Origin of the sequence: Lentzea guizhouensis (assembly GCF_001701025.1) — a bacterium.
Classification (GTDB): Bacteria; Actinomycetota; Actinomycetes; order Mycobacteriales; family Pseudonocardiaceae; genus Lentzea; species Lentzea guizhouensis.
In genome coordinates this window covers 3,376,610-3,402,818 of record NZ_CP016793.1, presented here as the reverse complement: position 1 = coordinate 3,402,818, position 26,209 = coordinate 3,376,610, and the positions used below count along the sequence as shown (strand labels likewise).

Sequence of the window (26,209 nt, the reverse complement as noted above, 5' to 3'; positions counted from 1 at the left end):
CGCGACGACCAGGTGGGTCGTGCCTCGACGTGACTCGTCGAGGAATCCATGCCACATGGAACATGTGGTCTCAAAGGAGTAACACGCTGCTCCGATCAGGCGTCGAAGTCGACAGTCACCTTCTCGCTCGTCGGCAGCGCCTGACACGTCAGCACGAACCCCGCCGCCACCTCCGACTCGTCGAGCGCGTAGTTCCGCCGCATCTCCACCGTGCCATCCGTCACCAACGCACGGCACGTGCCGCACACACCGCCCTTGCAAGCGAACGGCAGGTCAGCACGCACCCGCTGAGCGGCATCCAAGATCGGCTCGTCGGCGGGTAGGGGCAGCGTGGTCGACTTGCCGTCCAACACGACGGTGACGGACGCCGCGGACTCCACCACGGCCTCCACCCGGCGCGGCGGAGGCGGCGGCTCGTCGACGTAGAACAGCTCGTGGTGCACGCGGTCCGGGGAAACACCACGGTCCCGCAACACCGAGGTCGCGTCCTGGACCATCTCGTACGGCCCGCACAGCCACCACTCGTCGATGCCCTCGAACGGCACGACCGAGTCGAACAGCGCAGACAGCTTCGAAGCGTCCAACCGGCCGGTGAACAGCTCCACGTCCCGCGGTTCGCGCGACAGGACGTGGATGAGCTGCAAAGTCGCCGGATAGCGGTCCTTCAGGTCGGCGAGCTCGTCGGCGAACATCACGGTGTTCGTGCTGCGGTTGCCGTACAGGAGCGTCACGCGGGCACCAGTGGCCAGGACGGTCGCGGCGATCGACAGCGCCGGTGTGATGCCCGAGCCGGCGACGACGAAGCCGTGGTGGGTGCCGGAACCGGTCGGCGTGAACTTGCCCAGCGGCGGCATGACCTCGACCACGTCGCCGACCGCGAGCCGGTCGACGAGCCACGACGAGAAGGCACCGCCGTCGACGCGGCGGACGCCGATGCGGGGAGCGGAGCCGGCGGGCGCGCAGATCGAGTACGAGCGGCGTTCGTCGCCCTGGCGCAGGGTCAGGTACTGGCCGGCCGAGAAGGTGAACTCGTCCGCGAGCTCGGCGGGCACGTCGAACGTCACGGCCGCGGCGTCGTCGCAGAGGCGGTCGACGCGGGCGACCGTCAGCTTGTGGAAGGCAACGCGGGCCACTCAGATCTCCTTGACGTGCTCGAAGGGCTCGGAGCAGGCGTTGCAGCGGCGCAGCGCCTTGCACGCGGTCGAGCCGAAGCGGGAAATCTCCACCGTGTTCGGCGAGCCGCACTGCGGGCACGCCACCTGGCGCGACGGCGGCACCAGGTTCAGCGGCACCGGGCCGGCGACCGACGGGCCGATGCGGGACGGCGGTGCGATGCCGGCGGAGGCCAGTTTCGCGCGCCCGGAAGCGCTGATCCAGTCCGTGGTCCAGGCCGGCGAGAGCGACAGCCTCACCTCGACCGCCGAGTAGCCCGCGGCCAGCAGCGAACGGCGCAGGTCGGCGCCCATCTCGTCGATCGCGGGGCAGCCCGAGTAGGTCGGGGTGATGGTGACGACGACGCGTCCGTCCTCTTCGGACACGTCGCGCAGCACGCCGAGGTCCGCCAGCGTGAGGACCGGGAGCTCCGGGTCCCGCACAGCCGACGCGATCTCCAGTGCCGTGCTCACCACACGGCTCCCGGCAGTGAGCGGTAGAGGTGCTGCATCTCGGCGAGCAGGTAGCCCATGGACTCGGTGTGCACGCCGTCGCGACCGGCCATGCCCGCCACCCGAGCGGCGCGAACATCAACAGGCCTGGACAGCCCCGCGGCCGAGAACACGGCCTCCAGCACACCGTCCACTTCGGAACGCAGCGACGCCGGGTCGACCGCCACGCCCTCCAGGCGCGACTCGACCGGGTGCACGGCGAACAGCTCGTCCACGAACGGCCACACGCGGTTCAAGCCGGCCTGCATGCGCCGGTGCGACTCGTCGGTGCCGTCGCCGAGGCGCACGGTCCACTGCGCGGCGTGGTCGCGGTGGTACGCCAGCTCCTTCAGGCCCTTCTCGGCCACGGCGGCGAGCACCGGGTCTGCCGAGCCGCGCAACCGCGAGAACAGCGCCAGCCGCCACGACGAGAACACCAGCAGGCGCGCGATCGTGGTGCCGAAGTCACCGCCGGGGCCGGGGCCGCAGTCGATCTCGGCGAGGTGCACGTTGCGGAACTCGCGCTCGTCACGCAGATAGGCGAGGTCGTCCTCGGACTTGCCGAGCACCTCGCCGGCCCGCGTGAGCAGCATCCGGGCCTGGCCGAGGAGGTCCAGGGCGATGTTGGCGAGCGCGATGTCCTCTTCGAGCTCGGGAGCCCGCGAGCACCATTCGGACAGGCGCTGCGACATGATCAGCGCGTCGTCGCCGAGCATCAGGCAGTACGCGGCGAGCGCCTCTTGGTCAACATCGGCGGGGAACTCGCGGTTGACGCCCACCAGCGCGTCGGAGAAGCCCGTGCCGAACGCCCAGTGCGCGTCCTCACCACCGAGGAGCGACTCGTACGCATTGTCGAAGCTCATAGGTGCGGCACGTCCTCTGGGATCGCGTAGAACGTCGGATGCCGGTACACCTTGTCGCCGGACGGCGCGAAGAACGGGTCCTTCTCGTCGGGCGACGACGCCGTGATCGCAGCAGCGGGGACCACCCAGATCGACACGCCCTCGTTACGGCGCGTGTAGACGTCACGGGCGTTGCGCAGCGCCATCTCCGCGTCGGGTGCGTGCAGCGAACCGACGTGCACGTGGTTCAGGCCGCGCTTGCCCCGCACGAACACTTCCCACAGCGGCCAAGACGCGCTCACGCGGCACCTTCCTTCGCAACAGCGGCCTTGGCAGCGTGTGCGGCAGCGGCCTCACGGACCCATGCGCCGTCTTCGTGCGCCTTGCGCCGGTGGGCGATGCGCTGCTCGTTGCAGACGCCGCCGCCCTTGACGACCTGCCAGAACTCGTCCCAGTCCGGCGAGCCGAAGTCGTACTGCCCGCGCTCGGAGTTCCACTTCAGGTCGGGATCGGGGAACGTCACGCCGAGCGCCTCCGCCTGCGGCACGCTCATGTTCACGAACTTCTGCCGCAGCTCGTCGTTGGTGTCGCGCTTGATCCGCCACGCCATCGACTGCTCGGTGTTCGTGGACTCCGCGTCCGGCGGGCCGAACATCATCAGCGCCGGCCACCACCACCGGTTCACCGAGTCCTGCACCATGTCGCGCTGCTGCTGGGTGCCGCGCATCATCGTCATGAGCAGCTCGTAGCCCTGGCGCTGGTGGAACGACTCCTCCTTGCAGATGCGGATCATCGCGCGCGCGTACGGCCCGTAGGACGTGCGGCACAACGGCACCTGGTTGCAGATCGCGGCGCCGTCGACCAGCCAGCCGATGACACCGACGTCCGCGAAGGTGAGCGTCGGGTAGTTGAAGATCGAGGAGTACTTCTGGCGGCCCTCGATGAGCTTGGTCGTCAGATCCTCGCGGTCGGCGCCGAGCGTCTCGGTCGCCGAGTACAGGTAGAGACCGTGCCCGGCCTCGTCCTGCACCTTCGCCAGCAGGATCGCCTTGCGCCGCAGCGAGGGCGCGCGCGAGATCCAGTTGCCCTCCGGCTGCATGCCGATGATCTCGGAGTGCGCGTGCTGGGCGATCTGTCTGATCAACGTCTTGCGGTAGCCGTCGGGCATCCAGTCTCGCGGCTCGATGCGCGCCTCGGCTTGCACCGTGCGCTCGAAACGCAGCTCCAGGTCATCCGCCATGCATCGATGTTACACCTGAGTGCCGAATCTGCGTAGAACTGTCACAACGGCGGCGATGACCACCCAGACGGACACCAGGAACGTTCCGACGGGCAACAACGACAGCACCGCCGTCCGGCCCGCCACGCGCACCAGCTCCGGGTTGCCCCGGTCGTACTGGACCCGCACGTTGTCGCCGACGTTCAGGCCTTCCGGGTACAAGACCCCCTGCGGCGGGATGATCACCCGCCCGTCCGGTGTGGCGTAGCGCACAACGGTCCTGTTGAAAGCCACCGAATCCACCTGTGCGACCGCTTCACCCATGCGCTTCTCAATGGCAACATCGTCGCGCCAGGAAGCGAGTGGGAGCAGCACGCAGATCAGCGTGACCACCCCACCGACGACGAACAAAGCACGGACGACCGCACGGCGGACGCGTACGCCGAGCGGCGGCTTGGTCACTGCGTCCTCCACCACAACTGAGAAGTCTAGAGCCGGGTGAGTGCCACGCTTTCAGGTTCATGTCCATACAGTCGAGGCGTGACATCAGCACCCACATCGCGTGCACGGCAGCGGATCCGCGTCCGGTCGAGGCAGGACAGGGCCGGTGACCTGCTCGGACTGCTGCCGAACCCGGACCAGGCCCTCGCGTGGGTGCGCGACGGCTCCGGGCTGGTCGGGTGGGGCGAGGCCGCACGCCTGGAGGTGAGCGGGCCGGACCGGTTCGCCCAGGCCGACGCGTGGTGGCGCGAGTTCGTGAGCCACCTGGACGTAGACGATGAGCTGGGCGTACCCGGCAGCGGCCCCGTGGCGTTCGTCTCCATGGCGTTCGCCGACGAGCCCGGCGACTCGGTGCTGATCGTCCCCGAGGTCGTCGTGGGCCGCCGCAACGGTGTGGAGTGGGTCACCACCATCGGCACGGCCGACTCGATCCCCCGCAAAGCACCTCTCTCACGCCCGTCCGCGGTCAGATACGCGAACGGCCAGCTGCCCGTCACCGAGTACCGCGAAGCCGTGCGCGAGGCGGTCGCCCGCATGCGCGACGGCGACCTCGGCAAGGTCGTGCTGGCCCACGACCTCCTCGCCGTGACCGACAAACGGATCGACCAACGCTTCGTGCTCCAAGGCCTCGCACGGCGCTATCCGGAGTGCTGGTCGTACGCGGTCGACGGGCTCGTGGGCGCTACGCCCGAACTGCTGCTGCGACGCACCGGTTCCGTCGTGGACTCCCGTGTGCTCGCCGGCACCACATGGCCACACGACGGCATCAGCGACGAAGAACTCGCCTTGGCACTGATGTCCTCCGAGAAGAACCTCGAAGAACACGAGTACGCGATCACCTCTCTCGCGGAGACGTTGCGTCCCTTTTGTTCGACCATGTCCGTCGACGGCCCGTCGGTGCTGCGTCTGCCGAACGTCTCGCACCTGTCGAGTGACGTCATCGGCACGTTGTCGTCGTCTGCGTCCCTGCTGCACCTCGGCGAGGCCGTGCACCCCACGGCGGCCGTCGGTGGCACGCCGCGGTTGGACGCGACCCGGTTGATCGCGCAGCTGGAGGGCATGGACCGCGGGCGGTACGCCGGGCCCGTCGGGTGGATCGACGGGAACGGCGACGGCGAGCTCGGGATCGCGCTGCGGTGTGCGCAGATCAACGGGTCGACGGCACGGCTGTTCGCCGGGTGCGGGCTGGTCGCGGACTCGGATCCGGACAGCGAGGTGCAGGAGGCGCACGCGAAGATGCGCCCGATGCGGGAGGCGCTGGAAGGGCTTTAGGCCTGTTCGAGGAACGCGCGCCAGGCGGAGGTGCTGAAGGTCAGCACCTCACCGGCCTGGTCCTTGGTGTCGCGCACGAGCACGTCCCGGGCGACCGAGACCTCGACGCACTCCCCCTCCGGCGTTCCGTTGCTGTAGCTGCTCTTACGCCAAGTGCGATCCTGGGTCATCGAGATCCTCTCGCGGCGAGTTGACGTACTCCGCCAGCTTCCTCCGCGATTGTTCCTCATCCAAGGCGACCTCAGCCAAACGGTCGAAGATCAACCTGGTTCGTGCGATCGCACCGGGATCCTGCACGAAAACCTGGGTCAGATCGGTCTCGCTGTACGCGACCGGCAGTGCTTTTTCGAGCTCCCACAGCAAGATCCCGGCAGGGTTCAGCGGCACGTCCGCCGGCACAACGCGGATCGTGCTCACGTTGAACAGCAACTGCAGGTACTGGTCCGCCATGACGTGCTCGTCGCCGAACTGCTGCCTCAGCACGAATTCATGGATGTAGAACAAGCAATCCGGCCGATCGTGCTTCCGCAGAATCGCCTGGCGATCCATCCTGATCTGCACCAATGGTGCGATCTTTTCCTCGACGGTCATCCCGGTCGCCCGGCATGACGTGGCCTTATTCCAAGATACTGGCTCGGTCGGGTGAAAACGCCCTCCACGCCGACGCACTGAACTCGAGCATCTCGCCGGCCGTGTTCTTCGAGTCGCGCACGAGCACGTTCTGCGCCACCGACACCTCGACACAGTCGCCTTCCGGGGTGCCGTTGCTGTAGCTGCTCTTGCGCCAAACGCGGTCCTGAGCCATCGGAATCCTCCCGCTCCACGTTGCCGAACACGCTGCCGAACATGCCTGAGAACGCTGACGCAGGGGTCCCCCCGTTTTGGGAACCCCTGCGTCATAACGTACTCAGCTGGTCTGACAGTTTCAGCGCCCGCGATTACTTGTGCGCGTCCAGCAGCTCGTGCGTCAGCTTGATCTTGGCGCGCGACTTCGGCTCGGCGGCCACCTTCTTCGCGGCGACCTGGGCGTCGTCGGCGGCGTCACGACCGGGGGCCGCGGCCGGCTTGCCCTTCGTGAAGAGCCAGGTCTGGAACAGCTGGTCGAGCTGCTGGCCGGAGATGCGTTCGGCGAGCGCGATGAACTCCTCGATGGTGGCGTCGGAGTACTTCTTCTCGGCCTGCCAGGTCTTGAGGATCTCGAAGAACTTCTCGTCGCCCACCGCCACGCGCAGGGCGTGCACGGCGAGTGCGCCGCGGTCGTAGACGGCGCCGTGGAAGACGTTGTCCGCGCCGGGGTCGCCGGGCAGGACCTGCCAGAACGCGTCGTCGGCCGGGTAGGAGTCGTAGACGAAGTCGGCGTTCTCCTGGGCCGTGCCCTCGCCGACGTGTTCGGACCACAGGAACTCGGCGTAGGAGGCGAAGCCCTCGTTCAGCCAGATGTCGCGCCAATGGTGCACGGACACCGAGTCGCCGAACCACTGGTGGGCGATCTCGTGGGCGACGACGTAGGTGTTGGCGCCGCGGCGGAAGAAGGCGTCGTCGTAGGTGGAGCGGGTCTGGTTCTCGAGCGCGTAGCCGAGGTCCGGCGTGACCACGCCGCCCTGTGCCTCGAACGGGTACGGGCCGAAGTTCTGGGCCAGGAACTCGGTGACCTCGGGGGTGCGTTCGATGCTGGCCTTGGCGGCGTCGGTGGAGTCGCCGAGGCGCGTGGAGTAGGCGTTGAAGACCGGCTGGCCGTTGGGCGCCGCGTACTGGCGGAGCTCGTACTGGCCGATGGTGAGGAACGTCAGGTAGGTGGCCTGCGGCTTGGTGCTGCGCCAGTTCCAGCGGGTCCAGCCGTTGATCTGACGGGTGTTGCCGAGGAAGGTGCCGTTCGAGATGACCTCGACGCCCTCCGGGACGGCGACGTTGACGTCGAAGGTGGCCTTGTCGGTGGGGTGGTCGTTGGCGGGGAACCACCAGCGCGCGATCTCCGGTTCCCCGATGGCGAGGGCACCGTCGGGGGTCTTCGTCCACGCCGTGTAGCCGTTGTGGTCCTCGACCTGCGACGGGACGTCGGCGTAGGTCACGACGACCGTCACGTCCTGGCCCTTGCGCAGGCCGCCGCGCGGGGTGACGACCAGCTCGTCGCCGTCCTGCACGAAGGACGCGGGGGCGTTGTTGACCCGCAGCGTCTTGACCTTGAGCAGGAAGTCCAGGTTGAACTGGGTGAGGTCCTCGGTGGCCTTCGCGAGGATCGTGGTGGTGCCGGAGAGCTGGTCGCCGTTGGGGTTGTAGTTGAGCCTGATGTCGTAGTGGGAGACGTCGTACCCGCCGTTGCCGTAACCGGGGAAGTACGGGTCGCCCGCGCCGGGGGCACCGGGCGACGCGGCGAGCGCCGTTCCCGCGAAGAGCGTCACTGCGGCTGCGGACGCGACCGCGGCCGTTGCCTTGGTTCTGATCGACATGTGCCGGACGCTATCCATCCGTTTCGGGCGCGAGCCACCGACTTACGTAGGTTTCCGCAGCGTTTCCTACCTGCTGAAAACCATTGACACCGTCGACTTGAGACGTTGGTGCAAAGAGCGCAGTTCGTCTCTTTTCGCGGGCACTTCCACCACTTGGATGCCCTGCGGTGGCGCAAGTGCGCTACGGAACTCCTCCTTGCTGTCCACTTTGGAGTATTTGATTCGGTGCCCGGCGCACAATGCCGCGAGATCAGCTCCGTGCGGTGTGCCGAAAATTCGCTCGAAACTCTTGTCGTGTTCCGGCGCACCCTGTTCGAGCAACGAGAAGATGCCGCCGCCGTCGTCGTTGAGCACCACGATCGTCAGGTCCGGCCGGTGGTCGGCCATGAGCCCGTTGATGTCGTGCAGGAACGTCAGGTCGCCCATCAACGCGTACGCGGGCCCACCATGTGTGATCGCCAGCCCGATCGCCGTGGACACGCTCCCATCAATGCCCGCGGCACCCCGGTTCGCGTGGACGTGCAGGTCGTCGCGGCGCTCGCCGGCGAAGTCGACGTCGCGGATCGGGTTGGAGGAGCCCACGAACAGCAACGCGTTCGGCGGGACGGCCTGCGTCAGCTCGCGTGCGACGTGCAGACCGGTCGGCCACGGCTCCGCGTCCAGCAGGTCGTCCACGGCCGCGCTGACGTTCTTGACCGCGCTCTGCCACGCCTGCACCCACTCCTGGTCGACGCTCTCCGGCTCGGGCAGCCAGGTCGACGCGCGGGTGGCGGTGAACTGCGTGTCCGGCCAGCGCGCCTGGTCACCGACGGCGTGCACGGTCTTGGTGGCCCTGAGGAGCGCCTGCTGGCCGCGGCTCAGCGTGACCCGGCCGACGACGAGCACCGCGTCAGGCACGAGGTGGTCAGGAAGACCCGCGTTGAGCAGCAACGACCCGAGTCTGAAGCCACCGGGAGCGGTCGGTTCGGCGATCACCGGCCAGCCGAGGCCGGCGGCCTTCGCGAGGCGCTCCGGGTGGTCGTCACCGAGCAGCACCAACGTGCGGGCGGGCAGGTCGGACGGCCTGGTCTCGATGACGACCGTGCGGTCCGTGACCGTCCACGGGGTGCGCTCGGACGAGGGCCACTCGTCGTCGTTGGGCGTGAGCGGTGGGCGGAACGGAACGTTGACGTGCGACGGGCCGTTGGTCGCTATCGCGCGGCAGATCAAGCTTCGCGTCGTGGGTTCATCGGCGGCCTCAGGCATGTGGAGGGTCTGGATGCCGAGGATGTCGTGCTGGTTGATCGTCTGGCTGGCGCCGGTGCGGTAGAGGTCGACCGGGCGGTCCGCGGTCAACGCGACCAACGGCACACCCGTGAGCTCCGCCTCGACCACCGCGGGGTGCAGGTTCGCGACCGCGGTGCCGCTCGTGCAGGTGACCACGGCCGGGGTGCCGGTCTTGGCCAGCCCGAGCGCGAGGAAGCCCGCGGTGCGCTCGTCGATCCGCACGTGCAGGGACAGCAGGCCCTTCTGTTCGGCCTGGTGCAGTGCGAACGACAGCGGGGCGTTGCGCGAACCGGGGCACAGGACGACGTGGCGGACGCCGTTGCGCACCAGTTCGTCGACGATCACCCTCGCCTGCGTCGTTGACGGACTCATCCCTCGATTGTCCCAGGAGCGTTCTGTGAGCCGCCTCAGCAAGGTGCGCCTAGAGTCTCGGAGCGTGGCAGACCAGGACCTCTTCGACCCGTCGTTGTGGAAGCCGATCGAGGGCTTCGACTTCACCGACATCACCTACCACCGCGCGCTCGACCAGGGCACCGTGCGCATCGCCTTCAACCGGCCTGAGGTGCGCAACGCGTTCCGGCCGCACACGGTGGACGAGCTGTACCGGGCGCTCGACCACGCGCGGATGTCGAGTGACGTCGGGTGCGTGCTGCTGACCGGCAACGGACCGAGCCCGCGCGACGGCGGCTGGGCCTTCTGCAGCGGTGGTGACCAGCGGATTCGCGGGCGCAGCGGGTACCAGTACGCGTCGGGCGAGACGGCGGAGACGGTCGATCCGGCGCGGGCGGGCAGGTTGCACATCCTGGAGTGCCAGCGGCTCATCCGGTTCATGCCGAAGGTCGTCATCGCGGTCGTGCCGGGGTGGGCGGCCGGGGGCGGGCACAGCCTGCACGTGGTGTGCGACCTCACGATCGCGAGCGAGGAGCACGCCAAGTTCAAGCAGACGGACGCGGACGTCGGGTCGTTCGACGGCGGCTACGGGTCGGCTTACCTGGCGAGGCAGGTCGGGCAGAAGTTCGCGCGGGAGATCTTCTTCCTCGGGCGCACCTACAGCGCCGAGGAGATGCACAAGATGGGCGCGGTCAACGCCGTCGTGCCGCACGCCGAGCTGGAGACCACGGCGCTGCAGTGGGCGCGGGAGATCAACGGCAAGTCGCCGACGGCGCAGCGGATGCTCAAGTACGCGTTCAACCTGGTCGATGACGGGTTGGTGGGGCAGCAGCTGTTCGCCGGGGAGACGACCCGGCTCGCGTACATGACCGACGAGGCCGTCGAGGGGCGGGACGCGTTCCTGGAGAAGCGCGACCCCGACTGGTCCGACTACCCGTACTACTTCTGAGCAGCGGCGACGTGCTGGACGAACTGCGCGCGGCGCTCAGCGGTGGTGAGCCGCTGGTCGAGGGGCCGCTCGACGGCTGGGAGAAGCGGGCCGCGATCGGCGTGTCCACCTCCGGGTCGACGGGCGAGCCCAAGACCGTGCTGCTCGACGCCGAGGCGTTGACGACGTCCGCCGAGGCCACGCACGAGCGGCTCGGTGGGGCGGGAACGTGGCTGCTGGCGTTGCCGACGAGCCACATCGCCGGGATCCAGGTGCTGGTGCGGTCGGTCGTCGCCGGCACCGCGCCCGGTGTGCTGGACATGTCCAAGGGCTTTCGCGCCATGGGGTTCGCGCAGGCCGCGCGGCCCGTGCTGGCGGAGCCGGGGCGGCACTACACGGCGCTGGTGCCGACCCAGCTCTCCCGGCTGGTGATCGGTGAGGGGCCGGGGCTGGAGGCGCTGCGGCAGTTCGACGGCGTGTTGATCGGCGGGGCCGCTACCCCGCCGAAGCTCTTGCAGCAGGCGCGCGCGCTCGGGGTGCAGGTCGTCACCACGTACGGCATGAGCGAGACGGCCGGAGGGTGTGTGTACGACGGTGTGCCGCTCACGGGCGTCACGCTGCGCACGGACGACGTCATCGAGATCAGCGGGCCGGTGCTGGCGCTGGGGTATCGCGGCAACCCGGACCCGTTCGGCGAGTGGTTCCGGACGGGTGACCTCGGGCGGCTGCGCGACGGGCGGCTGGAGGTGCTCGGGCGCGCGGACGACGTGATCGTCACGGGCGGCGAGAAGGTGCCTCCGGTGCTGGTGGAGAGGGCTTTGGCGACGGTCGACGGCGTGCTGGAGGCGTGTGTCGTCGGTGTGCGGGACGACGAGTGGGGGCAGGTCGTGGCCGCCGCGGTCGTCACGCGCGGGGGCACGCCGTCGGTCGACGAGCTCAAGGCCGTGGTGACCGAGCAAGTGGGCCGGGTGGCGGCGCCCAAGCTGGTGCGGTTCGTGCACGAGCTGCCGTTGCGCGGGCCTGGCAAGGTGGACCGGACCGCGGTGGCCGACTCCTTTAGGTGAACCTTTACCGCTCAGGACGACTCTCGCCGCGAAGCGCGCGGACCCAGGCCGCGCGCGTTGGCGATGGGGGTTTCTCATGCGCTACCTGATACCGCTGGTCGTCGGGGCGGCGTTGACCGTCGGACTGGCGTCACCCGCCCAAGCCGCCTCGAACGAGTGGACCGCCGACGCGAGCGGGCACGCCGTCTCGTGGGGTGGCTCCCCGCGGATCGGCCTGGTCGAGCTCGGGTCGCACAGACTCGCGCGGCCCGCCAACGCGGTCACGGCGGCGGTGACCGGCGACGGCGTCGTCGATGTGCGCGGACAGCGTCCGGACGGCCAGTGGACCGAGTGGTACGAGGCGCCGGCCACGTTGCCGGTGAGCACCTCGACCATCCAGACGCGGGTGGTCCTCAACAGCGGCAAGGCCTCGAAGGTGAAGGTGTCGGCGTACAACGCGCCCGCCGCCGAGGACGTCTCGATCATGGCGCCCGGCCGTTCCTACCGCGTCTACGCCACCCGTGAGGGCCTCGTCGGTGGTACCACGGCGAACGGGCACGTGATTCGTTCGCGCGACCACTTCGTTGCCCTGCCGTCACGCCGTGGCCTCGCCGGCCGCAACTCCGGCAACTACAGCGTGCAGGTGTGCGCGTCGAACGGCCGCTGCGAGTGGGCGCCGGTGTGGGACGTCGGCCCGTGGAACACCAAGGACGACTACTGGAACCCGTCCGCGACCCGCGAGATGTGGAAGGACCTGCCGCAGGGCAAGCCGGAAGCCCAGGCCGCGTACGAGAACAACTACAACGGTGGCAAGGACCAGTTCGGCCGCGAGGTCGCGAACCCGGCGGGCATCGACCTGGCCGACGGCACGTTCTGGGACGGTCTCAAGCTCACGAACAACGCGTGGGTGACCGTGACCTACCTGTGGACCGGCTCCGGTCCTGTCGGGACGGTGCGCACGGCGGCGGCCAACGGCACGGTGAACGTGCGTTCCGGCGCGAACTCCTCGACCTCGCAGGTGGGTCTGGCCGCGAACTACGCGCAGGTGCGGGTCACCTGCCAGCTGACCGGCGAGTCGGTGTCGGGCACGCAGGGCACGTCGAACATCTGGTACCGGATCGCGTCCGGCAAGCACATCGCCAAGGCGTATGTGGCGGGCGTCTCCGGAGCGACTAGCTGCTGATACACCCCTTGGCGGGTCCCCGGTGGTCATAGCGGAGGATGGAGGCATGGCCTCAGTCGTCCAGTGGATCCAGGGGACCCGCCCCCGCACGCTGCCGAACTCGATCGCCCCGGTGGTCGTCGGCGCGGCGGCGGCGCACCACATCGACGAGTTCACCCCGCTCTTCACGGGGCTCGCGCTGGTCGTGTCGATCGCGTTCCAGATCGGCGTGAACTACGCGAACGACTACTCCGACGGCATCCGCGGCACCGACGACGACCGGGTGGGGCCGTTCCGCCTCACCGGTTCCGGTGCCGCGGAGCCGAAGAAGGTGCGGCTGGCGGCGTTCATCTCGCTCGGCGTCGGCGCGCTGGCCGGGGTCGCGCTGGTCGTGCTGTCCGGGTTCTGGTGGCTGCTGGCCTTCGGTGCCGTGTGCATCGCGGGCGCGTGGTTCTACACGGGTGGAAAGCGGCCGTACGGCTACGCGGGCCTCGGTGAGATCGCGGTGTTCCTCTTCTTCGGGCCGGCCGCGGTGCTGGGCACGCTGTACGTGCAGGCCGGGGAGATCACCGGTATCGGCATCGGGGCGTCGATCGCGATGGGCTGCATCTCGGCGGCCGTGCTGGTCGCGAACAACCTGCGGGACATCCCGACCGACGCGGTGTCGGGCAAGCGCACGCTCGCGGTCGTACTGGGGGACAAGGACACCCGCCGGCTCTACCTGGCGCTGGTGGCGGTGCCGTTCCTGATCGCCGTGGGCATGACCGTGCGGGTGCCGTACGCGTTGCTCGGGTTCCTGGCGGCGCCGGTGCTGCTGCCCGCGGTGCGCCGGGTGGCGGCGGGACGGCAGGGGCGTGAGCTGATCCCGGTGCTGCAGTTCACCGGGATCGCGATGCTCGCCTGGGCCGTGCTGGTCAGCGTGGCCCTGTTCCTGGACTGAGAACCTCTACCAGGCGTCCTCGGTGAACTGGGTGGGCTCGTCGTCGTCCTGGCGCTGCGGCCTGCGCGGCTGCGGCGGCGGGGCCGTCTCGCCCTTGATCAGCTCGTCGAGCTTGGCGCGGTCGGCCTCGAGCGCCTGGCGCACCAACGGGTCGTGGCCCGCCTCGCCGGTGAGGACCTGACGCCAGCTCAGCCCGGCGCCGCGAGCGATGCGGTCGGCCAGCTGCCGCATCGCCGGTGAGGCCTCGCTGGACTTGGCGAACTGCATGACCCTGCGCACGTCCTCAGTGGACGGTTCCTTGCCGCGCAGGCCCTGGGCGGTCTGACGCAAGTCGCGCTCGGCCTCCCTGACCGCCTGGGTCAGGAAGTCCTCCGCCGCAACGATGTCCGGCGTCCGCCAGGCTGTCATCACCACTTGTCCTCCGTGAAGACGCCGGGGTCCATCTCGTCGCCGTCGTCGCCACCGCCGCGGCGCGGGCCCTGGGCGTTCATGATCTCCTCGGCGGTCATGCCCTCCTGCAGCATCTGGAACGCCTGCTTCATCTTGTTGACGTTCTCCTGCTGCATCGCCTGCACGTCCGGGTCCTGCGCGGCCTTGCCGGAGACGACGTCCTCCCAGCTGAACTCGCCCGCGTCCACCTTGCGCTTCAAGGCTTTCAGCTGTTCGGGGGCGTCGCGTTCGCCTGCGGCGCGTTCGACCTGCTGGGCGATCGCCTTGAAGTCGACCGGCGGGACCGGCGGCAGCGGCGTGTCCTTCAGCCGGTTCGCCAGGTCCTGCGCCTCCTTGAAGCGCGCGTCGACCTGCGCCTCGGCCGCGCGCAGCTCCGGCGTCTTCCAGCTGTCGTTGGGCGTGCTCATGCTCTCCCCGTCAGTTCGACCCGAAGAGGCCGCGTGGCATCGGCCTGACTTCGTCGCGTACGTCGGTCAGCTCACCACGGGCGGCGAACGTGCGCCACTGCCGGAAGTCGACCTCGGCCAGCCCGAGCTCCTGCGCCTGCTGGTAGTTCTCGCCCAGGTAGTGCAGCGTGACCTGGTCGGCCTGGATGCCCAGCACCTCGAACGGCGCACCGCGGAACGTGCAGAGCTTGCGGACGTGCACGAGCTCGTCGACCACGGCGTCCGGCACCTCCAGGCACCAGTAGCCGTTGCGCTCGGTGAAGTCCTCCGGCGCCGGCTGACCGGGGAACGGGTGCAGGACGAGCCCGCCCGGCCGTGGCGCGAAGTCGACCTCGAAGTCCTGGCCGCGGTAGCGCGCCATCAGTCCACGCCGGACGGTCGGCCGCAGCGGAACCGGTGCCTGCCAGTACTTCCCCGGCCCGAAGCCCACGTCACCGGTCGGCACCCAGCCGACCTGGCGGTCGATGTACTTGCCGACGCTGCGGCCGTCGCCGTTCGGCTCGAAGCGCCACAGCTCGGTGCCGGCCGCGAACTCGGAGAGCTCCATGACGTACTCGGGGATGGGGCTCTCGCTGGGCGTGTACCCGGTGCCGGTGAAGGGCAGCGGCAGCACGCGGTTCGTGCCCATCTTCCGCGCGCCCTCGAGGTCGGGACCGCCGAAGCTGGTCTCGAAGAGCTCGGTGGTGTGCGCGTAGAACCGGAACACGTACTGCGTGCCCTGCGGCCAGCCCTCGACCTTGTCGACGCCGAACGCCTGCGCGAACTGCTGCGCGGTCCCCTGCGGGAAGTCCTGGCCGCGCGTCACGAACCCGGCCGTCCGGTGCGGCTCGAACCGGCCGTTGATCGTGACGTTGCCCAGGTGCAGCTGCGCGGTCGCGGGGTGCACGATCTTCTGCAGGATGGTCTCCGGCCCGATGCCCGCTGCCTTGTGCACGGCCTGTGGGGTGGTCATCCCTGGTTCTCCTTCTTCCACCGCGCCAGGTGGTCGGTGCGGTCGACCTGCACGTTCTCCAGCTCTGCCGCGTCGATCGTGCCGTAGAAGCCGTTGTACCGGTCGCCTTCCAGACCGTTCTGCTTCGCCCAGGTGCCATCGTGCCCGACGTAGTCGACAGTCGCCCGGCCGTTGTGCTCCTTGGTGACGCGGAACGGCTGCCCGCGCCACGTCGCCCTGACGCGTTCGCGGTACCAGGCGTTGAGGTCGGCGATGGGCACCTGCCGTTCCGGTGCCTTCTCGCCGATCTTGATGAGCCAGACGTGGTTCTCGGCCGCCTCGCTCCGGCTCGTGCGGTAGGTCTCGCCGCGGTACTCGGCGACGTCGAACTCGTGGGTCATGGCGTACCCGCGGGCAGCTGGTACCAGCCGTAGCGGCTGTCGTAGACGGCGTGCAGGCGCTCGCCGCCGTCCCGGTCGACCTGCCAGATCTCGGCGCGGTCAGGCAGGTCCGTGCCCCGCGGCACGATCCACTCCGGCACACCGCCACCCGTGGACCCGGTGCCCGTGAACGGGTCGAGGTTCCGGTTCGGCGTGGCCGCACCACCCGCGTCGGCCATCCGCTGCGCCGCGTCGTCGTACCGCTGCTGCTCGGCCGCGTCGGCGTAGGTCTCCTTGTTCGGCCCGCCGAACGGGATGAACGCCTCCCCCGCCGTGGTGTCGTCGAGCTTGTACCGCAGCTGCATCGCCGAGTCGGCGTTCGCGGGAATCGGCGTCCACCCGGCCCCCTTGTCGTCGAGCGCGAGCCCGTCCCGCAGCTGCTGCGGGGTGTTGATGTCGACCACGTCGACACCACGCGCGATCGACCCGCCGACCTGGTTCTGCCACTGCTGCCTGCGGTCGCCGTCGGGGTGCGGCGTGCTGGGCAGGTAGGTGTCCATCGCACCCTGGTTGAGGGCCTTGGTGACGATGTCGCCGTTGCCGACCGTCAGCTGGTTGCGGACGTCGGCGACGTGCCGGGCCTCGTCCGGGGTGAGGTCGGTGGAGAGGGTCTTGCTGAGCTGCTCGTACCGCTGGCGGTCGGCCTCGTTGGGCAGGATCGTCTCCAGCTGGCGCTGGTAGCCGTCGCCCTGGGCGGCCATGGCGGCGTTGTCGAACTGCGGGGTGAGGTCGTGGCCCTGGGGCGAACGGGGCGGGCCGTCACCGTTGCCGCCGTTGTTGTCGCCGTTGTTGCTGTCGCCGTGGCCGCCGGTGGTGTCGTGGGGGCGGTCGGGGTCGTTGTCGCGGTCCGCCGGGGTGTCGTGGTGGTGGGGTGTTGTCGTCGTGGGGCGGGGGCGTCGGTGCCGCTGGTGTCGGTGTCCCGAGGAGTGCCATCGGCGTCACGGGGCGAGCCGTCCGTGTCGCGGGGCCGGCCGTCGGCGTCGTGTGGTCGGCCGTCGTGTCGCGCGGGAGCCGTCCGTGTCGTGCGGTCGGCCGTCAGCGTCGCCCGGCGCGCCGTCGGTGGGCCGAGGCGAGCCGTCCGTGTCGCGGGACGGCCGTCGGTGTCGCCCGGCGCGCCGTCGGTGGGCCGAGGCGAGCCGTCCGTGTCGCGGGACGGCCGTCGGTGTCGCTTGGCGAACCGTCGGTGGGCCGAGGCGAGCCGTCCGTGTCGCGGGACGGCCGTCGGCGTCGTGCGGACGGGTGCTGTCGGCCGGGGTCGTGTCGTGGGGGCGGTCCGTCGGGGAGCCGCTGGGGTCGTGCGGACGCGGCGTCGACTGGTCCTGGGGCGTGGAGTCGTGGGACGGGGCCGCTGTCCTGCGGACGGCCGTCCTGGGACGGGCCCGAGGCGTGGGTCGTGCGGGCGCGGGCCGCCGTCGTGCGGGGTGGTCGACGGCGTCGTGTCGTGCGGACGCGGGTCGACTGGTCCTGTGGGGTGGTGTCGTGCGGACGCGGAGCCGACTGGTCCTGCGGAGTCGTGTCGTGCGGGCGCGGGCCGCCGTCGTGGGGCGTGGTGCCCGACGGGGCGTGTCGTGCGGCGCGGCGTGTCGTGGGGCGGGTGTCCGTCGGGGTGGAGGCCTGCGGGGTGCTGTCGTGGCCGGCGGGCGAGGGCAGACCCGAGCCCGAGCCGTTGGGGCCGTGGCCGGCGGGTGAAGGCAGGCCGGAGCCACCCGAACCACCGGGTGAGCCCGGAGTCGAGCCGTGACCGGCGGGCGAGGGCAGGCCGGAGCCACCCGAACCACCGGGCGAGCCCGGAGTCGAGCCGTGACCAGCGGGTGAAGGCAGGCCGGAGCCACCCGAACCACCGGGCGAGCCCGGAGTCGAGCCGTGACCAGCGGGTGAAGGCAGGCCGGAGCCACCCGAACCACCGGGCGAGCCCGGAGTCGAGCCGTGACCAGCGGGTGAAGGCAGGCCGGAGCCACCCGAACCACCGGGCGAGCCCGGAGTCGAGCCGTGACCGGCGGGTGAGGGCAGCCCCGAGCCGCCGGAGCCGTTGCCAGCGGGCGAAGGCGAGCCCGGACCGGAGCTGTGGCCGGCCGGAGACGGCAAGCCCGATCCCTGGCCCGAAGGCGAGCCGCTGGGGCCGTGACCCGAAGGCGACGGCAAGCCCGAGCCCTGGCCCGAAGGCGACGGCAAGCCGCCCGGCGTCGGGCGTGGGCCGAAGAGGTGCCGCCCGAGCCCGCGCCGGAGCCCGGCGTGGAGTGGCCCGCCGGCGAAGGCAGGCCCGAGCTGGTTGCGGTGACGGCAGGGCCGAGCCGGGACCACCGGCTGGGCGAGGTGTGGTCGGGACGGCGCTGCGGTGGCGGCGTTCGAGGTGGCGGTGGAGCCGGGCGAGGGCCGGAGCGTTGCTGGTCGCGCCGCCTGCGCCTGGAGCCATCGGTGCGCCCATCGGCATGGCGCCGCCGACCGGGGTGCTGGAGTGTGCGGGCGGGCTGCGGGGGCGGCGCCGGCCGCGTGGGTGGTGTCGGGGCGGACCACCGGGCCACCTGAAGGCGCGGGACCGCCGGAAGCCGCGGGAGCACCTGAGCCGGAGCGCACGGGAGGCGGGGCGGAGACAGGAGCACCACCGCCGCCACCGCCAGCACCGGCACCGGCCGAGGGGGCGGTGGTGTCGGCGGGCGAGTTGACCACGGGCGGGGCGGAGACCGGGGCGGCCACCGGGGTGGAGACGGAGGCGGCCTTCGTGCCGTCGGCACCGCCGCCCGCAGGCGAGTAGACCTCGCGGACAGTTGAGCCGATGTCGCGGCCCCGGTCACCGATCTCGGTGGCGGACTCCTTGACGGCCTGGATGCCCTCGTGGATGTCGCGGACGCTGTTGCGCACGTCGCGGGCGCCCTCGGCCACCTCCTGGGTGGCGTTCATGACCTCGGCGAGGGAGTCGGCGTCCTTGAGCTTGCCGATGGCGGAGGCGACGCGGCCCACGGCGTCGAAGAGGGCCTTGACGTCGGTGATGAGCTTCTTGACCGTGTCGATGATGTCCATGACGCGGCGGTAGATCTGGTAGGCGTTCCAGACCATCTCGGCGGCCTTGATCCAGCCTGCCACCGGGATCCAGACGGTGGCGGCCGCCTGCAGGAGCTTGTTGACGAGGTAGTCGAGCAGGCGGGCGGCCTGCTTGCCCAGGGCCTCGGCGCCGGAGGCGACCGTGTCGAAGCCCTTCGCGATCAGCTGGGCGACGCCCATCTCCGCGAGGAGGCCGGCCTTCCAGCCCAGCGCGATGTACATCTCGTGGGAACGCGCGGCCTCGCCGTCCCACGAGTCCCGCACCTTTCCGACGGCGTCGGTCAGGTTGTAGGACATGTCGTTCATGGCGTTGCCGACCATGCGCCAGGCGTCGCCGTCGGCGCGGATCTTCGACCAGTCGCCGGTGATCGGCGTGATGATCGTGGCGACCAGGCTCTCACCGGTCACGGCCTCGAAGACCCAGTTGACGGCTTGGACGCCCCAGCCCTGGTCCTGCAGGACGTCGTTCAGCGAGGCCGTGTCGACCTCCGGCTGCTGCAACGAGCCGGAGACCGGGCGCGGGGAGGAGTAGGCGGTGGTCATCGCAGGAGGCCCTCGAAGATCTTCTGCTGGGCCAGTTCGACCTTCTCGTAGACGGCGGCGGTGGCCTCCACGCCGGTGGCGGTGCCCTCCAGCTTCGACTTGCCGAAGTCGAGGGTCTCGTCGAAGAGCGCGCGCACGAGGTCCACGCCCGGCTGCAGCAACGTCAGCAGGCCGGTGAAGCCGCTCTTGTCGCAGGCCGTGGCGTGGACGTACTTGCGGATCGTCTCGAACTCCGCTGCCTCGGTGCGCAGGTACTCGGCGTACGCGCGCAGTTCGGCAGCGTCTGTTGAAAACAGCGCCACGGCGGTCCCCCTCGGACTCAAAGTGCTCAGGTCACGCTGTGACGCAGCGCTCTCGTCACCAGTTCCCCGTGCGGTGGAAGTTGTTCAACCGGTCCAGGCACGGCGCGAGGTCCATGTCCTGAGCCGCTACCCATGAGTCGTCGTAGTAGGTGTTCGCGTAACGCTCGCCGCCGTCGCAGAGCAGGGTGACCACGCTCCCGCGGGTCCGCGACTGGCGCATCTCGGCGACGATCTGGAACGCACCCCACAGGTTCGTGCCGGTAGAACCGCCGACACGCCGGCCGAGCAGCTCCTCGACGTGCCGGATGGTCGCCACCGACGCCGCGTCCGGCACCTTGATCATCCGGTCGATCACCTGGCCGACGAACGACGGCTCCACCCGCGGCCGGCCGATGCCCTCGATCCGCGAACCCCGCGTGCCCGCCAGGCCGGGGTCGCTGTCGCGCCACGCGTCGAAGAACACCGAGTGCTCGGGGTCCACGACGGCCAGGCGGGTGTTCAGCTTGCGGTAGTGGATGTACCGGCCGATGGTCGCCGACGTGCCGCCCGTGCCCGCGCCCACGACGACCCACTCGGGCTCCGGCGACGGCTCCAGCCGCATCTGGTCGAAGATCGACTCGGCGATGTTGTTGTTCCCGCGCCAGTCGGTCGCGCGCTCGGCGTGGGTGAACTGGTCCATGAAGTGGCCACCCAGCTCGGCGGCCAGGCGACGGGACTCGTCGTAGATCGTGGACGGGTCGTCGATGAAGTGGCACCGGCCGCCTTGGCGTTCGATCAGCGCGACCTTCTCCGCCGACGTCGACCGCGGCATCACCGCGATGAACGGCAGCCCCAGCAACCGCGCGAAGTACGCCTCCGAGACCGCCGTCGAGCCCGAGGACGCCTCGATCACGGGCGTGCCACCGGTCACCCAGCCGTTGCAGATCGCGTAGAGGAACAGCGACCGCGCCAGCCGGTGCTTCAACGACCCGGTCGGGTGCGTCGACTCGTCCTTCAGGTAGAGGTCGATGCCCCAGTCGAGCGGCAGCGGGTAGCGCAACAGGTGCGTGTCCGCGCTGCGGTTCGCGTCCGCCTCGATGATTCCGACGGCCTCACGCACCCAGTGCCTGGTCCTGCTGCAACACCGGTCTACAGAAGTGCTCACAGCGGGCACGATAACCGCGCCCGGCGTTCACGCCCGGGTGACGGGACCTTCGTCACCGCGCAGCTGGGCGCGCAGCTTGTCCCGCTCGGCCTTGCGCACCTCGTCCCGCGCGTTCAGGCCGGCCGCGACGCGCTCGCGCAGCCCCTTGAACACGAACAACGACGCCGGCAGCGCCACGACCACACCGACCGCCAGTGCGACCAGGAACGGCACTTTGAAGAGCACGAGCGCGCCCGTCACCACCGCGACGAGACCGAAGCGGGCGAGAACGTACAGGGTCACATCTCGAGCGAGCACCCGTTCAGGTTACGTCGCCTTCGTCGGACGTGTTCGGCCGTCCTTCGAAACGCGTGGACAACACCACGGTCGTGCGCGTTCGGGCAACGCCCGGGATGCGCCGCAACCTGCCCAGGGACTTCTCCAGGTCGTCCACGGTGGCGACGCGCACCTTCACGATGAACGACTCGTCGCCCGCCACCCGGTAGCAGGACTCGACCTCGATGAGCTCGGCCAGCTCGTCCGCGACCTCGTTGTCGTCCGCGGTGTCGGTGGGGTGGATGCCGATCAGCGCGGTCACGCCCAGGCCGACCGAGCTGGGGTCGACGACGGCGTGGTAGCCGACGATCACACCGGCGGACTCGAGCTTGCCGACCCGTTCGTGCACCGCGGAGGCCGAGAGCCCGACCTGTCGGCCCAGGTCGGCGTAGGTGGCCCGCCCGTTGGCCCGCAGCGCGGCGATGATCTGACGATCAAGTGCATCCACGCGGACACCTTAGGCGCTGCACACGCGTGCACGTCGTCCCGGTCACAGTTGCCGGACCGACCATCCCATGTCCGAAACGCGACAGTCGTCCCTTACTACCTCTTTACCAAACAACAAGCGTTCGAGTACCTGACGGGTGGGATGCCACGATCAGACCGGAACGTCTGATCTGAGGAGGCAGTAGTGACTGCTGCAGCGACCGAGCGCCTGTTGACGCCTGGCGAAGTGGCCAACCTGTTCCGGGTCGACCCGAAGACCGTGACCCGGTGGGCGACCGCTGGCCGCATCGGCTCGATCCGCACCCCTGGAGGACACCGCAGGTTCCGTGAGACCGAGGTGAAGGCACTGCTCACCGAGCTGACGACCGAGGCGACTGAACCCGTTCGCCATTGAAACCGTAGTAAACCCTGTGCGCGGGTAATCTCGTGGCAAAGGGAGGTGGCGACCAGATGATCTACCTGCTGGCGGTGATCGGTGCGCTCACCGTGGCTGTGCTCGTGTGGCGAGCGTTCGCCCCACAGCATTCGGAGTACACCCCGGGCCGCAAGGTGATCGCCCCTGACGACGACCCGGAGTTCTTGCGCAAGCTCGACGAGAAGCGCAAGCGCGAGGAGTGAACGGAAAAGGGGCCCCGACTCCGGGGCCCCTCCCGTTGCTCTCCTGATCAGCGTCAGGCGTTGGGGAAGTCGTCCGCGACCACCGCGGCGAGCTCCAGCAGCGCCAGGCGCGTCTCCGGTGCGAGCTTGTCCAGCTCGATCTCGGCGCCTTCTTCGAGGTGCGCGTCGAACGGCATGCGGACCACGGACCGGCAGCGCTGCGCGAAGTGCGCGGCGAGCTTGTCCAGGTCGACCTTGCCGGACTTCGGGCGCACCGAGTTGATGACGCACACCGACTTCGCGACGAGTGCGCCGTAGCCGTGCGCCTCCAGCCAGTCGAGCGTGGCCGCTGAGGTCTGCGCGCCGTCGACCGAGCCGGACGACACCAGGACCAGCGAGTCCGCCTCGTCCAGCACGCCCTTCATGGCCGAGTGCATCAGGCCGGTGCCGCAGTCGGTCAGCACGATGTTGTAGAAGAGCTCCAGCAACGACACCGTGCGCCGGTAGTCGTCCTCGCTGAACGCCTCCGACACCGCCGGGTCCTGCTCGGAGGCGAGCACCTCCAGGCGGGACGGCGACTGCGAGGTGTACGCGCGCACGTCGCTGTACTTCTTGATCCGGGTGGCGTCGCGCAGCAGGTGCCGCACGGTCGCCGTGGTCTCCCGCGGGATCTTCAACGCCAGCGTGCCGCGGTCCGGGTTCGCGTCCACGGCGATGACCCGGTCACCGCGCAGCGACGAGAACGTCGAGCCCAGCGTGGTCGTCGTCGTGGTCTTGCCGACGCCGCCCTTGAGCGACAGCATCGCGATCTTGTAGCAGCCGCGCAGCGGCTGGTTGATCCGCCCGATCAGCTCGCGCCGGCGCAGGTCGGCGGGGCTCTCGCCGAGGTTGATCATGCCGCCGGTCATCGAGTGCAGCGACTTGCGCCACCCGGAGGCGGGCGGGCGCTTCTCCTTCTTGATGAGCTGCTGCGACGACACTTCCTGGGCCTGCGAGCGGTACTGCTGCTGCGGGAAGTTGTTCGGGTACTGCTGGCCGGCGAACTGGCCGTACTGGGCCGTGTTGTGCTGGCCGACCTGGTGCTGACCGACCTGGTGCTGGCCGGACTGGCCGCCACCGACCTGGTGCGGACCCGACTGGCCGGCCACCTGGTACGGCCCCGACTGACCGCCCGGCATCTGGTACGGACCGGAACCGCCCTGGACCTGGTACGCACCCGAGCCACCGGGCACCTGGTACGGACCTGACTGGCCACCGGCAACGGGGTAAGGACCTGATTGGCCGCTGATGTGCTGCGGACCGGACTGCTGCGGGTCGAGGTAGGCCGCCGCCTGCGGGTCGACGTACTGCGGGCCGGAGCCCTGTTCCTCACCCGGTGGTTGCCATGTCACCGCTGTGGCCCTCCCTGAGCAAGAGGGACCGAGACTTCCCCGACCCCGGGGTGCGACGGTACGCACCCTGCAACGGTTCCATCGACCTGGGGGCTAAGTCGTTAGAGACCCGCGTAGGAATGCAACCCGCTGGTGACCAAGTTGATGAAGAACAGGTTGAACACGTTCAGCGCGAACCCGGCCACGTTGATCCAGGCAGCCCCGCGGCCACGCCATCCGGCCGTCGCCCGCGCGTGCAGGTACGCCGCGTAGACCACCCAGGAGACGAACGCCACCGTCTCCTTGGGGTCCCAGCCCCAGAACCGGCCCCACGCCGCCTCCGCCCAGATCGCGCCGCAGATGATGCCCGCGGTGAACAGCGGGAACGCGAGCACCGTGGTGCGGTAGGACATCCGGTCGAGCACGTCGGCCGACGGCAGCTTCGGCAGCCGGTCGTCGCGGCCGTCCTTGAGCAGGTAGAGCACCGACGTCACGCCGGGGATCAGCAGCACGCCGGACGAGATCGAGATCACCGACACGTGGATCACGAGCCAGTACGAGCGCAGCGCCGGCTGCACGGGCGCGGACTCGGCGTAGAGCACCGTGCCGCCGAGGAAGAGCAGGATCCAGATCGGCACCAGCACGAACGCGCCGAGGCGACGGATCGGGAACTTCGCCATCAGCACGATCCACGCCACCACGGCCGCGAGGCACAGCAGCGACATGTACTCGTACATGTTGCCCCAGGGCGCCCGGCCCGCGGACAGGCCGCGCAGGACCAGTGAACCCAGGTGCAGCACCGCGCCGAGCACGGTCAGCGCGGCGCCCATGCGGCCGAACCGCTCCGGCCTGCTGACCTCGCGCCTGCTCGGCTCCTCGGCCAGGCCGGAGACCGGCGCACCGGCGCCGACCAGGGCCTCGGACTTGCGCGGCGCCCGCGTGAAGGCCTGTTCGACCAGGTAGAACGCCATCGCGAAGAAGTAGACCCCGAGTGCGCTGCGGTACAGCCAGTCGCTGTATGTCGCGAGGGTCTCGTTGACCGGCATCAGGACTTCTCCCCTATCAGCACCGCGCGGGCCAGCCGCGTGAACTCCTCGCCGTATCCCGCCTGGTCAGTGCGGGCGAGCCCGCCGACCTCGACCAACGTACGCCCGTCCTCCAAGGGGGTCGCACGCACCCAGACGCGACGGCGCTTGACCGTGAGCGAGACGCCGAGCCCGAGGATGATCAGCACGGCGAACGCCAGCACGTACCCCTGTGTCGGGTCGTGCGAGACCTGCAGCGACACCCAGTCGCTGACCGAGTCGAACCGGACCTTGGTGCCGTCGTCGAGCGTGAGCTCCTCGCCCAGCGCGAGGTTCTTGCGCGCGACCTTCTGCAACCGGCCCTGCTCGACGAGCTTCTGGTCGATCGAGAAGATCGACTGACCACGTCCGTCGTCCACCCCGAGATCGCCGCGGTACACGTCGACGGCGACCATCGGGTCGTTCAGCGCGGGGAACTTCGAGTTCAGGATGTTGCCGTGCAGCAACGGGGTCGGCGCCAGCAGGCCGGTGACCGCGATCTGGTTCTTGCGGCGCTGCTCGGAGTCGGTGATCCCCGGCGGGTCGAACTTCGTGGCGCCCTCGGAGGCCAGCGTGAGCTGGTCGGTCGGCAGCCACTGGATGCCCTGCGTGCGCTTCTGGCCATCGGGGAACGTCACCGTGAACGTGGGCGTGTAGCCGTGGCCGAGCAGGTAGAGCCGGTCGCCGCTGGTCCGCAGCGGGTGGTTGACCTGCAGGTTGTACGGCCGCCAGGTGTTGGTCTCCAGGTCCTCGCCGGCTTGGTAGCGGATGTCGGCCTGGTAGCCGACGGGCTGGCCGTTGTCGAGGTACTCCGCGGAGAACTTGCCGATCTCGACGCAGAACGGCGTGAGCTCGGTGCCGTCGACGCGCAGGCCCGGCCGGAACTGGTCGTAGTTGAAGATGCCGCCGTTGCAGAACTGGCCGCCGTTGGCCTGGACGATGACCTGGCCCTCGTAGTTGTACATCTTGCCCAGCGCGAACGAGACGAGCAGGCCGAGCAGCGCGAAGTGGAAGACCAGGTTGCCGGTCTCGCGCAGGAACCCGCGCTCGGCGCTGACCGTGCCCTCGCCGGTCTCCATCCGCCAGCCGCGCATGGCCTTCTTCGCCCTGGCAACGGCCTCGTCCGGCGTGATGCCCAGCTCGGCCTGCGCGTGGTGCGGCATGCGCGAGAGGTTGCGCGGCGTCAGCACCGGCTTCGCGCGCATCTGCTTGAAGTACTCGACCGTGCGCGGCAGCAGGCAGCCGACGAGGCTGGTGAACAGCAGCAGGTAGATCGCCGCGAACCAGGGCGTCGCGTACACCTCGAAGAAGCCGAGCTTCTGCAGCAGCTCGCCCCACCAGCCGCGCTCGCGGACGTAGTCGTCGACCTTGGCCGAGTTCAGCGACCGCTGCGGCAGCAACGCACCGGGCATGGCCGCGAGCGCGAGCAGGAACAGCAGCGTCAGCGCGGTCCTCATCGAGGTGAGGC

31 protein-coding genes are annotated in these 26,209 nt (G+C 69.8%); 7 read left to right on the top strand and 24 right to left on the bottom strand.

Translation table 11 applies throughout. The annotated features are described in order from the left end of the window. Positions 1 to 95: 95 nt before the first annotated feature. The 6 genes from paaE to BBK82_RS17045 are packed head-to-tail and all read right to left on the bottom strand — an operon-like array spanning position 96 to position 4,097. Positions 96 to 1,133 carry a 1,2-phenylacetyl-CoA epoxidase subunit PaaE gene (paaE, locus tag BBK82_RS17070; RefSeq protein WP_065915896.1) on the bottom strand — a complete coding sequence of 346 codons (1,038 nt, stop codon included), beginning with the start codon at positions 1,131 to 1,133 and terminating at the stop codon, positions 96 to 98. After that, positions 1,134 to 1,625, bottom strand: a complete 492-nt coding sequence (paaD, locus tag BBK82_RS17065; RefSeq protein WP_065921138.1) for a 1,2-phenylacetyl-CoA epoxidase subunit PaaD — start codon at positions 1,623 to 1,625, stop codon at positions 1,134 to 1,136. Continuing rightward, on the bottom strand, positions 1,622 to 2,506 hold the full coding sequence (gene paaC, locus BBK82_RS17060) for a 1,2-phenylacetyl-CoA epoxidase subunit PaaC (RefSeq protein ID WP_065915895.1): 885 nt from the start codon (positions 2,504 to 2,506) through the stop codon (positions 1,622 to 1,624). The genes paaD and paaC overlap by 4 nt, the downstream gene beginning before the upstream one ends. Next, a complete protein-coding gene (gene paaB / locus BBK82_RS17055; RefSeq protein WP_065915894.1) occupies positions 2,503 to 2,787 on the bottom strand; it encodes a 1,2-phenylacetyl-CoA epoxidase subunit PaaB in 285 nt (94 codons plus the stop codon). Before paaB ends, paaC begins: the two co-directional genes overlap by 4 nt. Further along, positions 2,784 to 3,725, bottom strand: coding sequence for a 1,2-phenylacetyl-CoA epoxidase subunit PaaA (paaA, locus tag BBK82_RS17050; RefSeq protein ID WP_065915893.1), 942 nt, complete (start codon positions 3,723 to 3,725; stop codon positions 2,784 to 2,786). The genes paaB and paaA overlap by 4 nt, the downstream gene beginning before the upstream one ends. Positions 3,726 to 3,734: 9 nt before the next feature. Continuing rightward, positions 3,735 to 4,097, bottom strand: a complete 363-nt coding sequence (locus BBK82_RS17045) for a DUF3592 domain-containing protein (RefSeq protein ID WP_237048232.1) — start codon at positions 4,095 to 4,097, stop codon at positions 3,735 to 3,737. A 147-nt stretch (positions 4,098 to 4,244) separates the two neighbouring features. Between BBK82_RS17045 and BBK82_RS17040 the strand changes: the two genes are divergently transcribed. After that, positions 4,245 to 5,477: an isochorismate synthase gene (locus BBK82_RS17040; RefSeq protein WP_065915891.1), complete on the top strand. Its 1,233-nt coding sequence runs from the start codon at positions 4,245 to 4,247 to the stop codon at positions 5,475 to 5,477. Here the strand turns inward: BBK82_RS17040 and BBK82_RS47560 are convergent. The 5 genes from BBK82_RS47560 to menD all read right to left on the bottom strand — a co-directional run bounded on the left by BBK82_RS47560 (position 5,474) and on the right by menD (position 9,562). Then, positions 5,474 to 5,647: a DUF397 domain-containing protein gene (locus BBK82_RS47560; RefSeq protein WP_071812623.1), complete on the bottom strand. Its 174-nt coding sequence runs from the start codon at positions 5,645 to 5,647 to the stop codon at positions 5,474 to 5,476. The genes BBK82_RS17040 and BBK82_RS47560 overlap by 4 nt on opposite strands. Next, positions 5,622 to 6,068 (bottom strand): DUF5753 domain-containing protein, encoded by a 447-nt coding sequence (locus tag BBK82_RS17035; protein ID WP_154697355.1) that lies wholly within the window; start codon positions 6,066 to 6,068, stop codon positions 5,622 to 5,624. The genes BBK82_RS47560 and BBK82_RS17035 overlap by 26 nt, the downstream gene beginning before the upstream one ends. Before the next feature lie 25 nt (positions 6,069 to 6,093). After that, a complete protein-coding gene (locus BBK82_RS17030) occupies positions 6,094 to 6,282 on the bottom strand; it encodes a DUF397 domain-containing protein (RefSeq protein WP_065915889.1) in 189 nt (62 codons plus the stop codon). A 133-nt stretch (positions 6,283 to 6,415) separates the two neighbouring features. After that, positions 6,416 to 7,924 (bottom strand): M1 family metallopeptidase, encoded by a 1,509-nt coding sequence (locus BBK82_RS17025; RefSeq protein ID WP_065915888.1) that lies wholly within the window; start codon positions 7,922 to 7,924, stop codon positions 6,416 to 6,418. A 66-nt stretch (positions 7,925 to 7,990) separates the two neighbouring features. Then, positions 7,991 to 9,562 (bottom strand): 2-succinyl-5-enolpyruvyl-6-hydroxy-3-cyclohexene-1-carboxylic-acid synthase, encoded by a 1,572-nt coding sequence (gene menD, locus BBK82_RS17020; RefSeq protein WP_065915887.1) that lies wholly within the window; start codon positions 9,560 to 9,562, stop codon positions 7,991 to 7,993. Positions 9,563 to 9,626: 64 nt separating this feature from the next. Here menD and BBK82_RS17015 point away from each other — a divergent pair, with 64 nt between their 5' ends. The 4 genes from BBK82_RS17015 to BBK82_RS17000 all read left to right on the top strand — a co-directional run bounded on the left by BBK82_RS17015 (position 9,627) and on the right by BBK82_RS17000 (position 13,653). After that, positions 9,627 to 10,529 (top strand): 1,4-dihydroxy-2-naphthoyl-CoA synthase, encoded by a 903-nt coding sequence (locus BBK82_RS17015; RefSeq protein WP_065915886.1) that lies wholly within the window; start codon positions 9,627 to 9,629, stop codon positions 10,527 to 10,529. A gap of 11 nt (positions 10,530 to 10,540) precedes the next feature. Then, complete coding sequence (gene menE, locus BBK82_RS17010; protein ID WP_237048231.1) at positions 10,541 to 11,572, top strand: o-succinylbenzoate--CoA ligase; 1,032 nt, start codon at positions 10,541 to 10,543, stop codon at positions 11,570 to 11,572. Between the two features lie 76 nt (positions 11,573 to 11,648). Further along, on the top strand, positions 11,649 to 12,734 hold the full coding sequence (locus BBK82_RS17005; RefSeq protein ID WP_065915884.1) for a hypothetical protein: 1,086 nt from the start codon (positions 11,649 to 11,651) through the stop codon (positions 12,732 to 12,734). A gap of 46 nt (positions 12,735 to 12,780) precedes the next feature. Beyond that, positions 12,781 to 13,653 (top strand): 1,4-dihydroxy-2-naphthoate polyprenyltransferase, encoded by an 873-nt coding sequence (locus BBK82_RS17000; protein ID WP_065915883.1) that lies wholly within the window; start codon positions 12,781 to 12,783, stop codon positions 13,651 to 13,653. A gap of 6 nt (positions 13,654 to 13,659) precedes the next feature. Here BBK82_RS17000 and BBK82_RS16995 read toward each other — a convergent pair whose 3' ends face one another. The 10 genes from BBK82_RS16995 to BBK82_RS16950 all read right to left on the bottom strand — a co-directional run bounded on the left by BBK82_RS16995 (position 13,660) and on the right by BBK82_RS16950 (position 21,711). Then, on the bottom strand, positions 13,660 to 14,061 hold the full coding sequence (locus BBK82_RS16995) for a hypothetical protein (protein WP_065921137.1): 402 nt from the start codon (positions 14,059 to 14,061) through the stop codon (positions 13,660 to 13,662). After that, positions 14,061 to 14,510 carry a hypothetical protein gene (locus tag BBK82_RS16990; protein WP_065915882.1) on the bottom strand — a complete coding sequence of 150 codons (450 nt, stop codon included), beginning with the start codon at positions 14,508 to 14,510 and terminating at the stop codon, positions 14,061 to 14,063. Before BBK82_RS16990 ends, BBK82_RS16995 begins: the two co-directional genes overlap by 1 nt. 10 nt (positions 14,511 to 14,520) lie before the next feature. Further along, positions 14,521 to 15,501 carry a hypothetical protein gene (locus BBK82_RS16985; RefSeq protein WP_065915881.1) on the bottom strand — a complete coding sequence of 327 codons (981 nt, stop codon included), beginning with the start codon at positions 15,499 to 15,501 and terminating at the stop codon, positions 14,521 to 14,523. Beyond that, positions 15,498 to 15,881 carry a hypothetical protein gene (locus BBK82_RS16980; protein WP_065915880.1) on the bottom strand — a complete coding sequence of 128 codons (384 nt, stop codon included), beginning with the start codon at positions 15,879 to 15,881 and terminating at the stop codon, positions 15,498 to 15,500. Before BBK82_RS16980 ends, BBK82_RS16985 begins: the two co-directional genes overlap by 4 nt. Beyond that, entirely contained in the window at positions 15,878 to 16,621 is a 744-nt protein-coding gene (locus BBK82_RS16975) for a hypothetical protein (RefSeq protein WP_065915879.1), read from the bottom strand. Before BBK82_RS16975 ends, BBK82_RS16980 begins: the two co-directional genes overlap by 4 nt. Positions 16,622 to 16,955: 334 nt before the next feature. Next, positions 16,956 to 19,502 carry a methyl-accepting chemotaxis protein gene (locus tag BBK82_RS16970; protein WP_065915878.1) on the bottom strand — a complete coding sequence of 849 codons (2,547 nt, stop codon included), beginning with the start codon at positions 19,500 to 19,502 and terminating at the stop codon, positions 16,956 to 16,958. Beyond that, positions 19,499 to 19,804: a hypothetical protein gene (locus BBK82_RS16965; protein WP_065915877.1), complete on the bottom strand. Its 306-nt coding sequence runs from the start codon at positions 19,802 to 19,804 to the stop codon at positions 19,499 to 19,501. Before BBK82_RS16965 ends, BBK82_RS16970 begins: the two co-directional genes overlap by 4 nt. Positions 19,805 to 19,859: 55 nt before the next feature. Continuing rightward, a complete protein-coding gene (gene cds1, locus BBK82_RS16960) occupies positions 19,860 to 20,948 on the bottom strand; it encodes an L-cysteine desulfhydrase Cds1 (protein ID WP_065915876.1) in 1,089 nt (362 codons plus the stop codon). Positions 20,949 to 20,975: 27 nt separating this feature from the next. Further along, positions 20,976 to 21,245: a DUF4229 domain-containing protein gene (locus BBK82_RS16955; protein ID WP_071812622.1), complete on the bottom strand. Its 270-nt coding sequence runs from the start codon at positions 21,243 to 21,245 to the stop codon at positions 20,976 to 20,978. A gap of 4 nt (positions 21,246 to 21,249) precedes the next feature. Continuing rightward, on the bottom strand, positions 21,250 to 21,711 hold the full coding sequence (locus BBK82_RS16950; protein WP_053737032.1) for an Lrp/AsnC family transcriptional regulator: 462 nt from the start codon (positions 21,709 to 21,711) through the stop codon (positions 21,250 to 21,252). A 183-nt stretch (positions 21,712 to 21,894) separates the two neighbouring features. Here BBK82_RS16950 and BBK82_RS16945 point away from each other — a divergent pair, with 183 nt between their 5' ends. Both BBK82_RS16945 and BBK82_RS51635 read left to right on the top strand, forming a co-directional pair. Continuing rightward, positions 21,895 to 22,104, top strand: coding sequence for a BldC family transcriptional regulator (locus BBK82_RS16945; protein ID WP_053737033.1), 210 nt, complete (start codon positions 21,895 to 21,897; stop codon positions 22,102 to 22,104). A gap of 56 nt (positions 22,105 to 22,160) precedes the next feature. Then, the gene (locus tag BBK82_RS51635; protein ID WP_089948887.1) at positions 22,161 to 22,328 is read left to right on the top strand and encodes a hypothetical protein; all 168 of its coding nucleotides are present in this window, start codon (positions 22,161 to 22,163) and stop codon (positions 22,326 to 22,328) included. Between the two features lie 53 nt (positions 22,329 to 22,381). Here BBK82_RS51635 and BBK82_RS16935 read toward each other — a convergent pair whose 3' ends face one another. From BBK82_RS16935 to resB, 3 genes are all read right to left on the bottom strand, one after another. Continuing rightward, positions 22,382 to 23,698 carry a MinD/ParA family ATP-binding protein gene (locus BBK82_RS16935; RefSeq protein ID WP_071812621.1) on the bottom strand — a complete coding sequence of 439 codons (1,317 nt, stop codon included), beginning with the start codon at positions 23,696 to 23,698 and terminating at the stop codon, positions 22,382 to 22,384. Positions 23,699 to 23,799: 101 nt separating this feature from the next. Beyond that, the gene (gene ccsB / locus BBK82_RS16930; protein WP_065915873.1) at positions 23,800 to 24,723 is read right to left on the bottom strand and encodes a c-type cytochrome biogenesis protein CcsB; all 924 of its coding nucleotides are present in this window, start codon (positions 24,721 to 24,723) and stop codon (positions 23,800 to 23,802) included. Further along, positions 24,723 to 26,198: a cytochrome c biogenesis protein ResB gene (gene resB / locus BBK82_RS16925; protein WP_083268823.1), complete on the bottom strand. Its 1,476-nt coding sequence runs from the start codon at positions 26,196 to 26,198 to the stop codon at positions 24,723 to 24,725. The genes ccsB and resB overlap by 1 nt, the downstream gene beginning before the upstream one ends. Positions 26,199 to 26,209 lie beyond the last annotated feature (11 nt).

Bases quoted from the DNA above. Each gene is read 5' to 3' on its own strand.
- BBK82_RS17035 (WP_154697355.1), bottom strand. From the start codon at position 6,068: ATGACCGTCGAGGAAAAGATCGCACCATTGGTGCAGATCAGGATGGAT.
- ccsB (WP_065915873.1), bottom strand. From the start codon at position 24,723: ATGCCGGTCAACGAGACCCTCGCGACATACAGCGACTGGCTGTACCGC.
- BBK82_RS17000 (WP_065915883.1), top strand. From the start codon at position 12,781: ATGGCCTCAGTCGTCCAGTGGATCCAGGGGACCCGCCCCCGCACGCTG.
- menD (WP_065915887.1), bottom strand. From the start codon at position 9,562: ATGAGTCCGTCAACGACGCAGGCGAGGGTGATCGTCGACGAACTGGTG.
- BBK82_RS51635 (WP_089948887.1), top strand. From the start codon at position 22,161: ATGATCTACCTGCTGGCGGTGATCGGTGCGCTCACCGTGGCTGTGCTC.
- BBK82_RS17030 (WP_065915889.1), bottom strand. From the start codon at position 6,282: ATGGCTCAGGACCGCGTTTGGCGCAAGAGCAGCTACAGCAACGGCACC.
- paaC (WP_065915895.1), bottom strand. From the start codon at position 2,506: ATGAGCTTCGACAATGCGTACGAGTCGCTCCTCGGTGGTGAGGACGCG.
- BBK82_RS16975 (WP_065915879.1), bottom strand. From the start codon at position 16,621: ATGGCCGCCCAGGGCGACGGCTACCAGCGCCAGCTGGAGACGATCCTG.
- BBK82_RS47560 (WP_071812623.1), bottom strand. From the start codon at position 5,647: ATGACCCAGGATCGCACTTGGCGTAAGAGCAGCTACAGCAACGGAACG.
- resB (WP_083268823.1), bottom strand. From the start codon at position 26,198: ATGAGGACCGCGCTGACGCTGCTGTTCCTGCTCGCGCTCGCGGCCATG.
- BBK82_RS17005 (WP_065915884.1), top strand. From the start codon at position 11,649: ATGCGCTACCTGATACCGCTGGTCGTCGGGGCGGCGTTGACCGTCGGA.
- BBK82_RS16995 (WP_065921137.1), bottom strand. From the start codon at position 14,061: ATGACAGCCTGGCGGACGCCGGACATCGTTGCGGCGGAGGACTTCCTG.
- BBK82_RS16990 (WP_065915882.1), bottom strand. From the start codon at position 14,510: ATGAGCACGCCCAACGACAGCTGGAAGACGCCGGAGCTGCGCGCGGCC.
- BBK82_RS16980 (WP_065915880.1), bottom strand. From the start codon at position 15,881: ATGACCCACGAGTTCGACGTCGCCGAGTACCGCGGCGAGACCTACCGC.
- BBK82_RS16985 (WP_065915881.1), bottom strand. From the start codon at position 15,501: ATGACCACCCCACAGGCCGTGCACAAGGCAGCGGGCATCGGGCCGGAG.
- BBK82_RS16970 (WP_065915878.1), bottom strand. From the start codon at position 19,502: ATGACCACCGCCTACTCCTCCCCGCGCCCGGTCTCCGGCTCGTTGCAG.
- BBK82_RS17025 (WP_065915888.1), bottom strand. From the start codon at position 7,924: ATGTCGATCAGAACCAAGGCAACGGCCGCGGTCGCGTCCGCAGCCGCA.
- paaA (WP_065915893.1), bottom strand. From the start codon at position 3,725: ATGGCGGATGACCTGGAGCTGCGTTTCGAGCGCACGGTGCAAGCCGAG.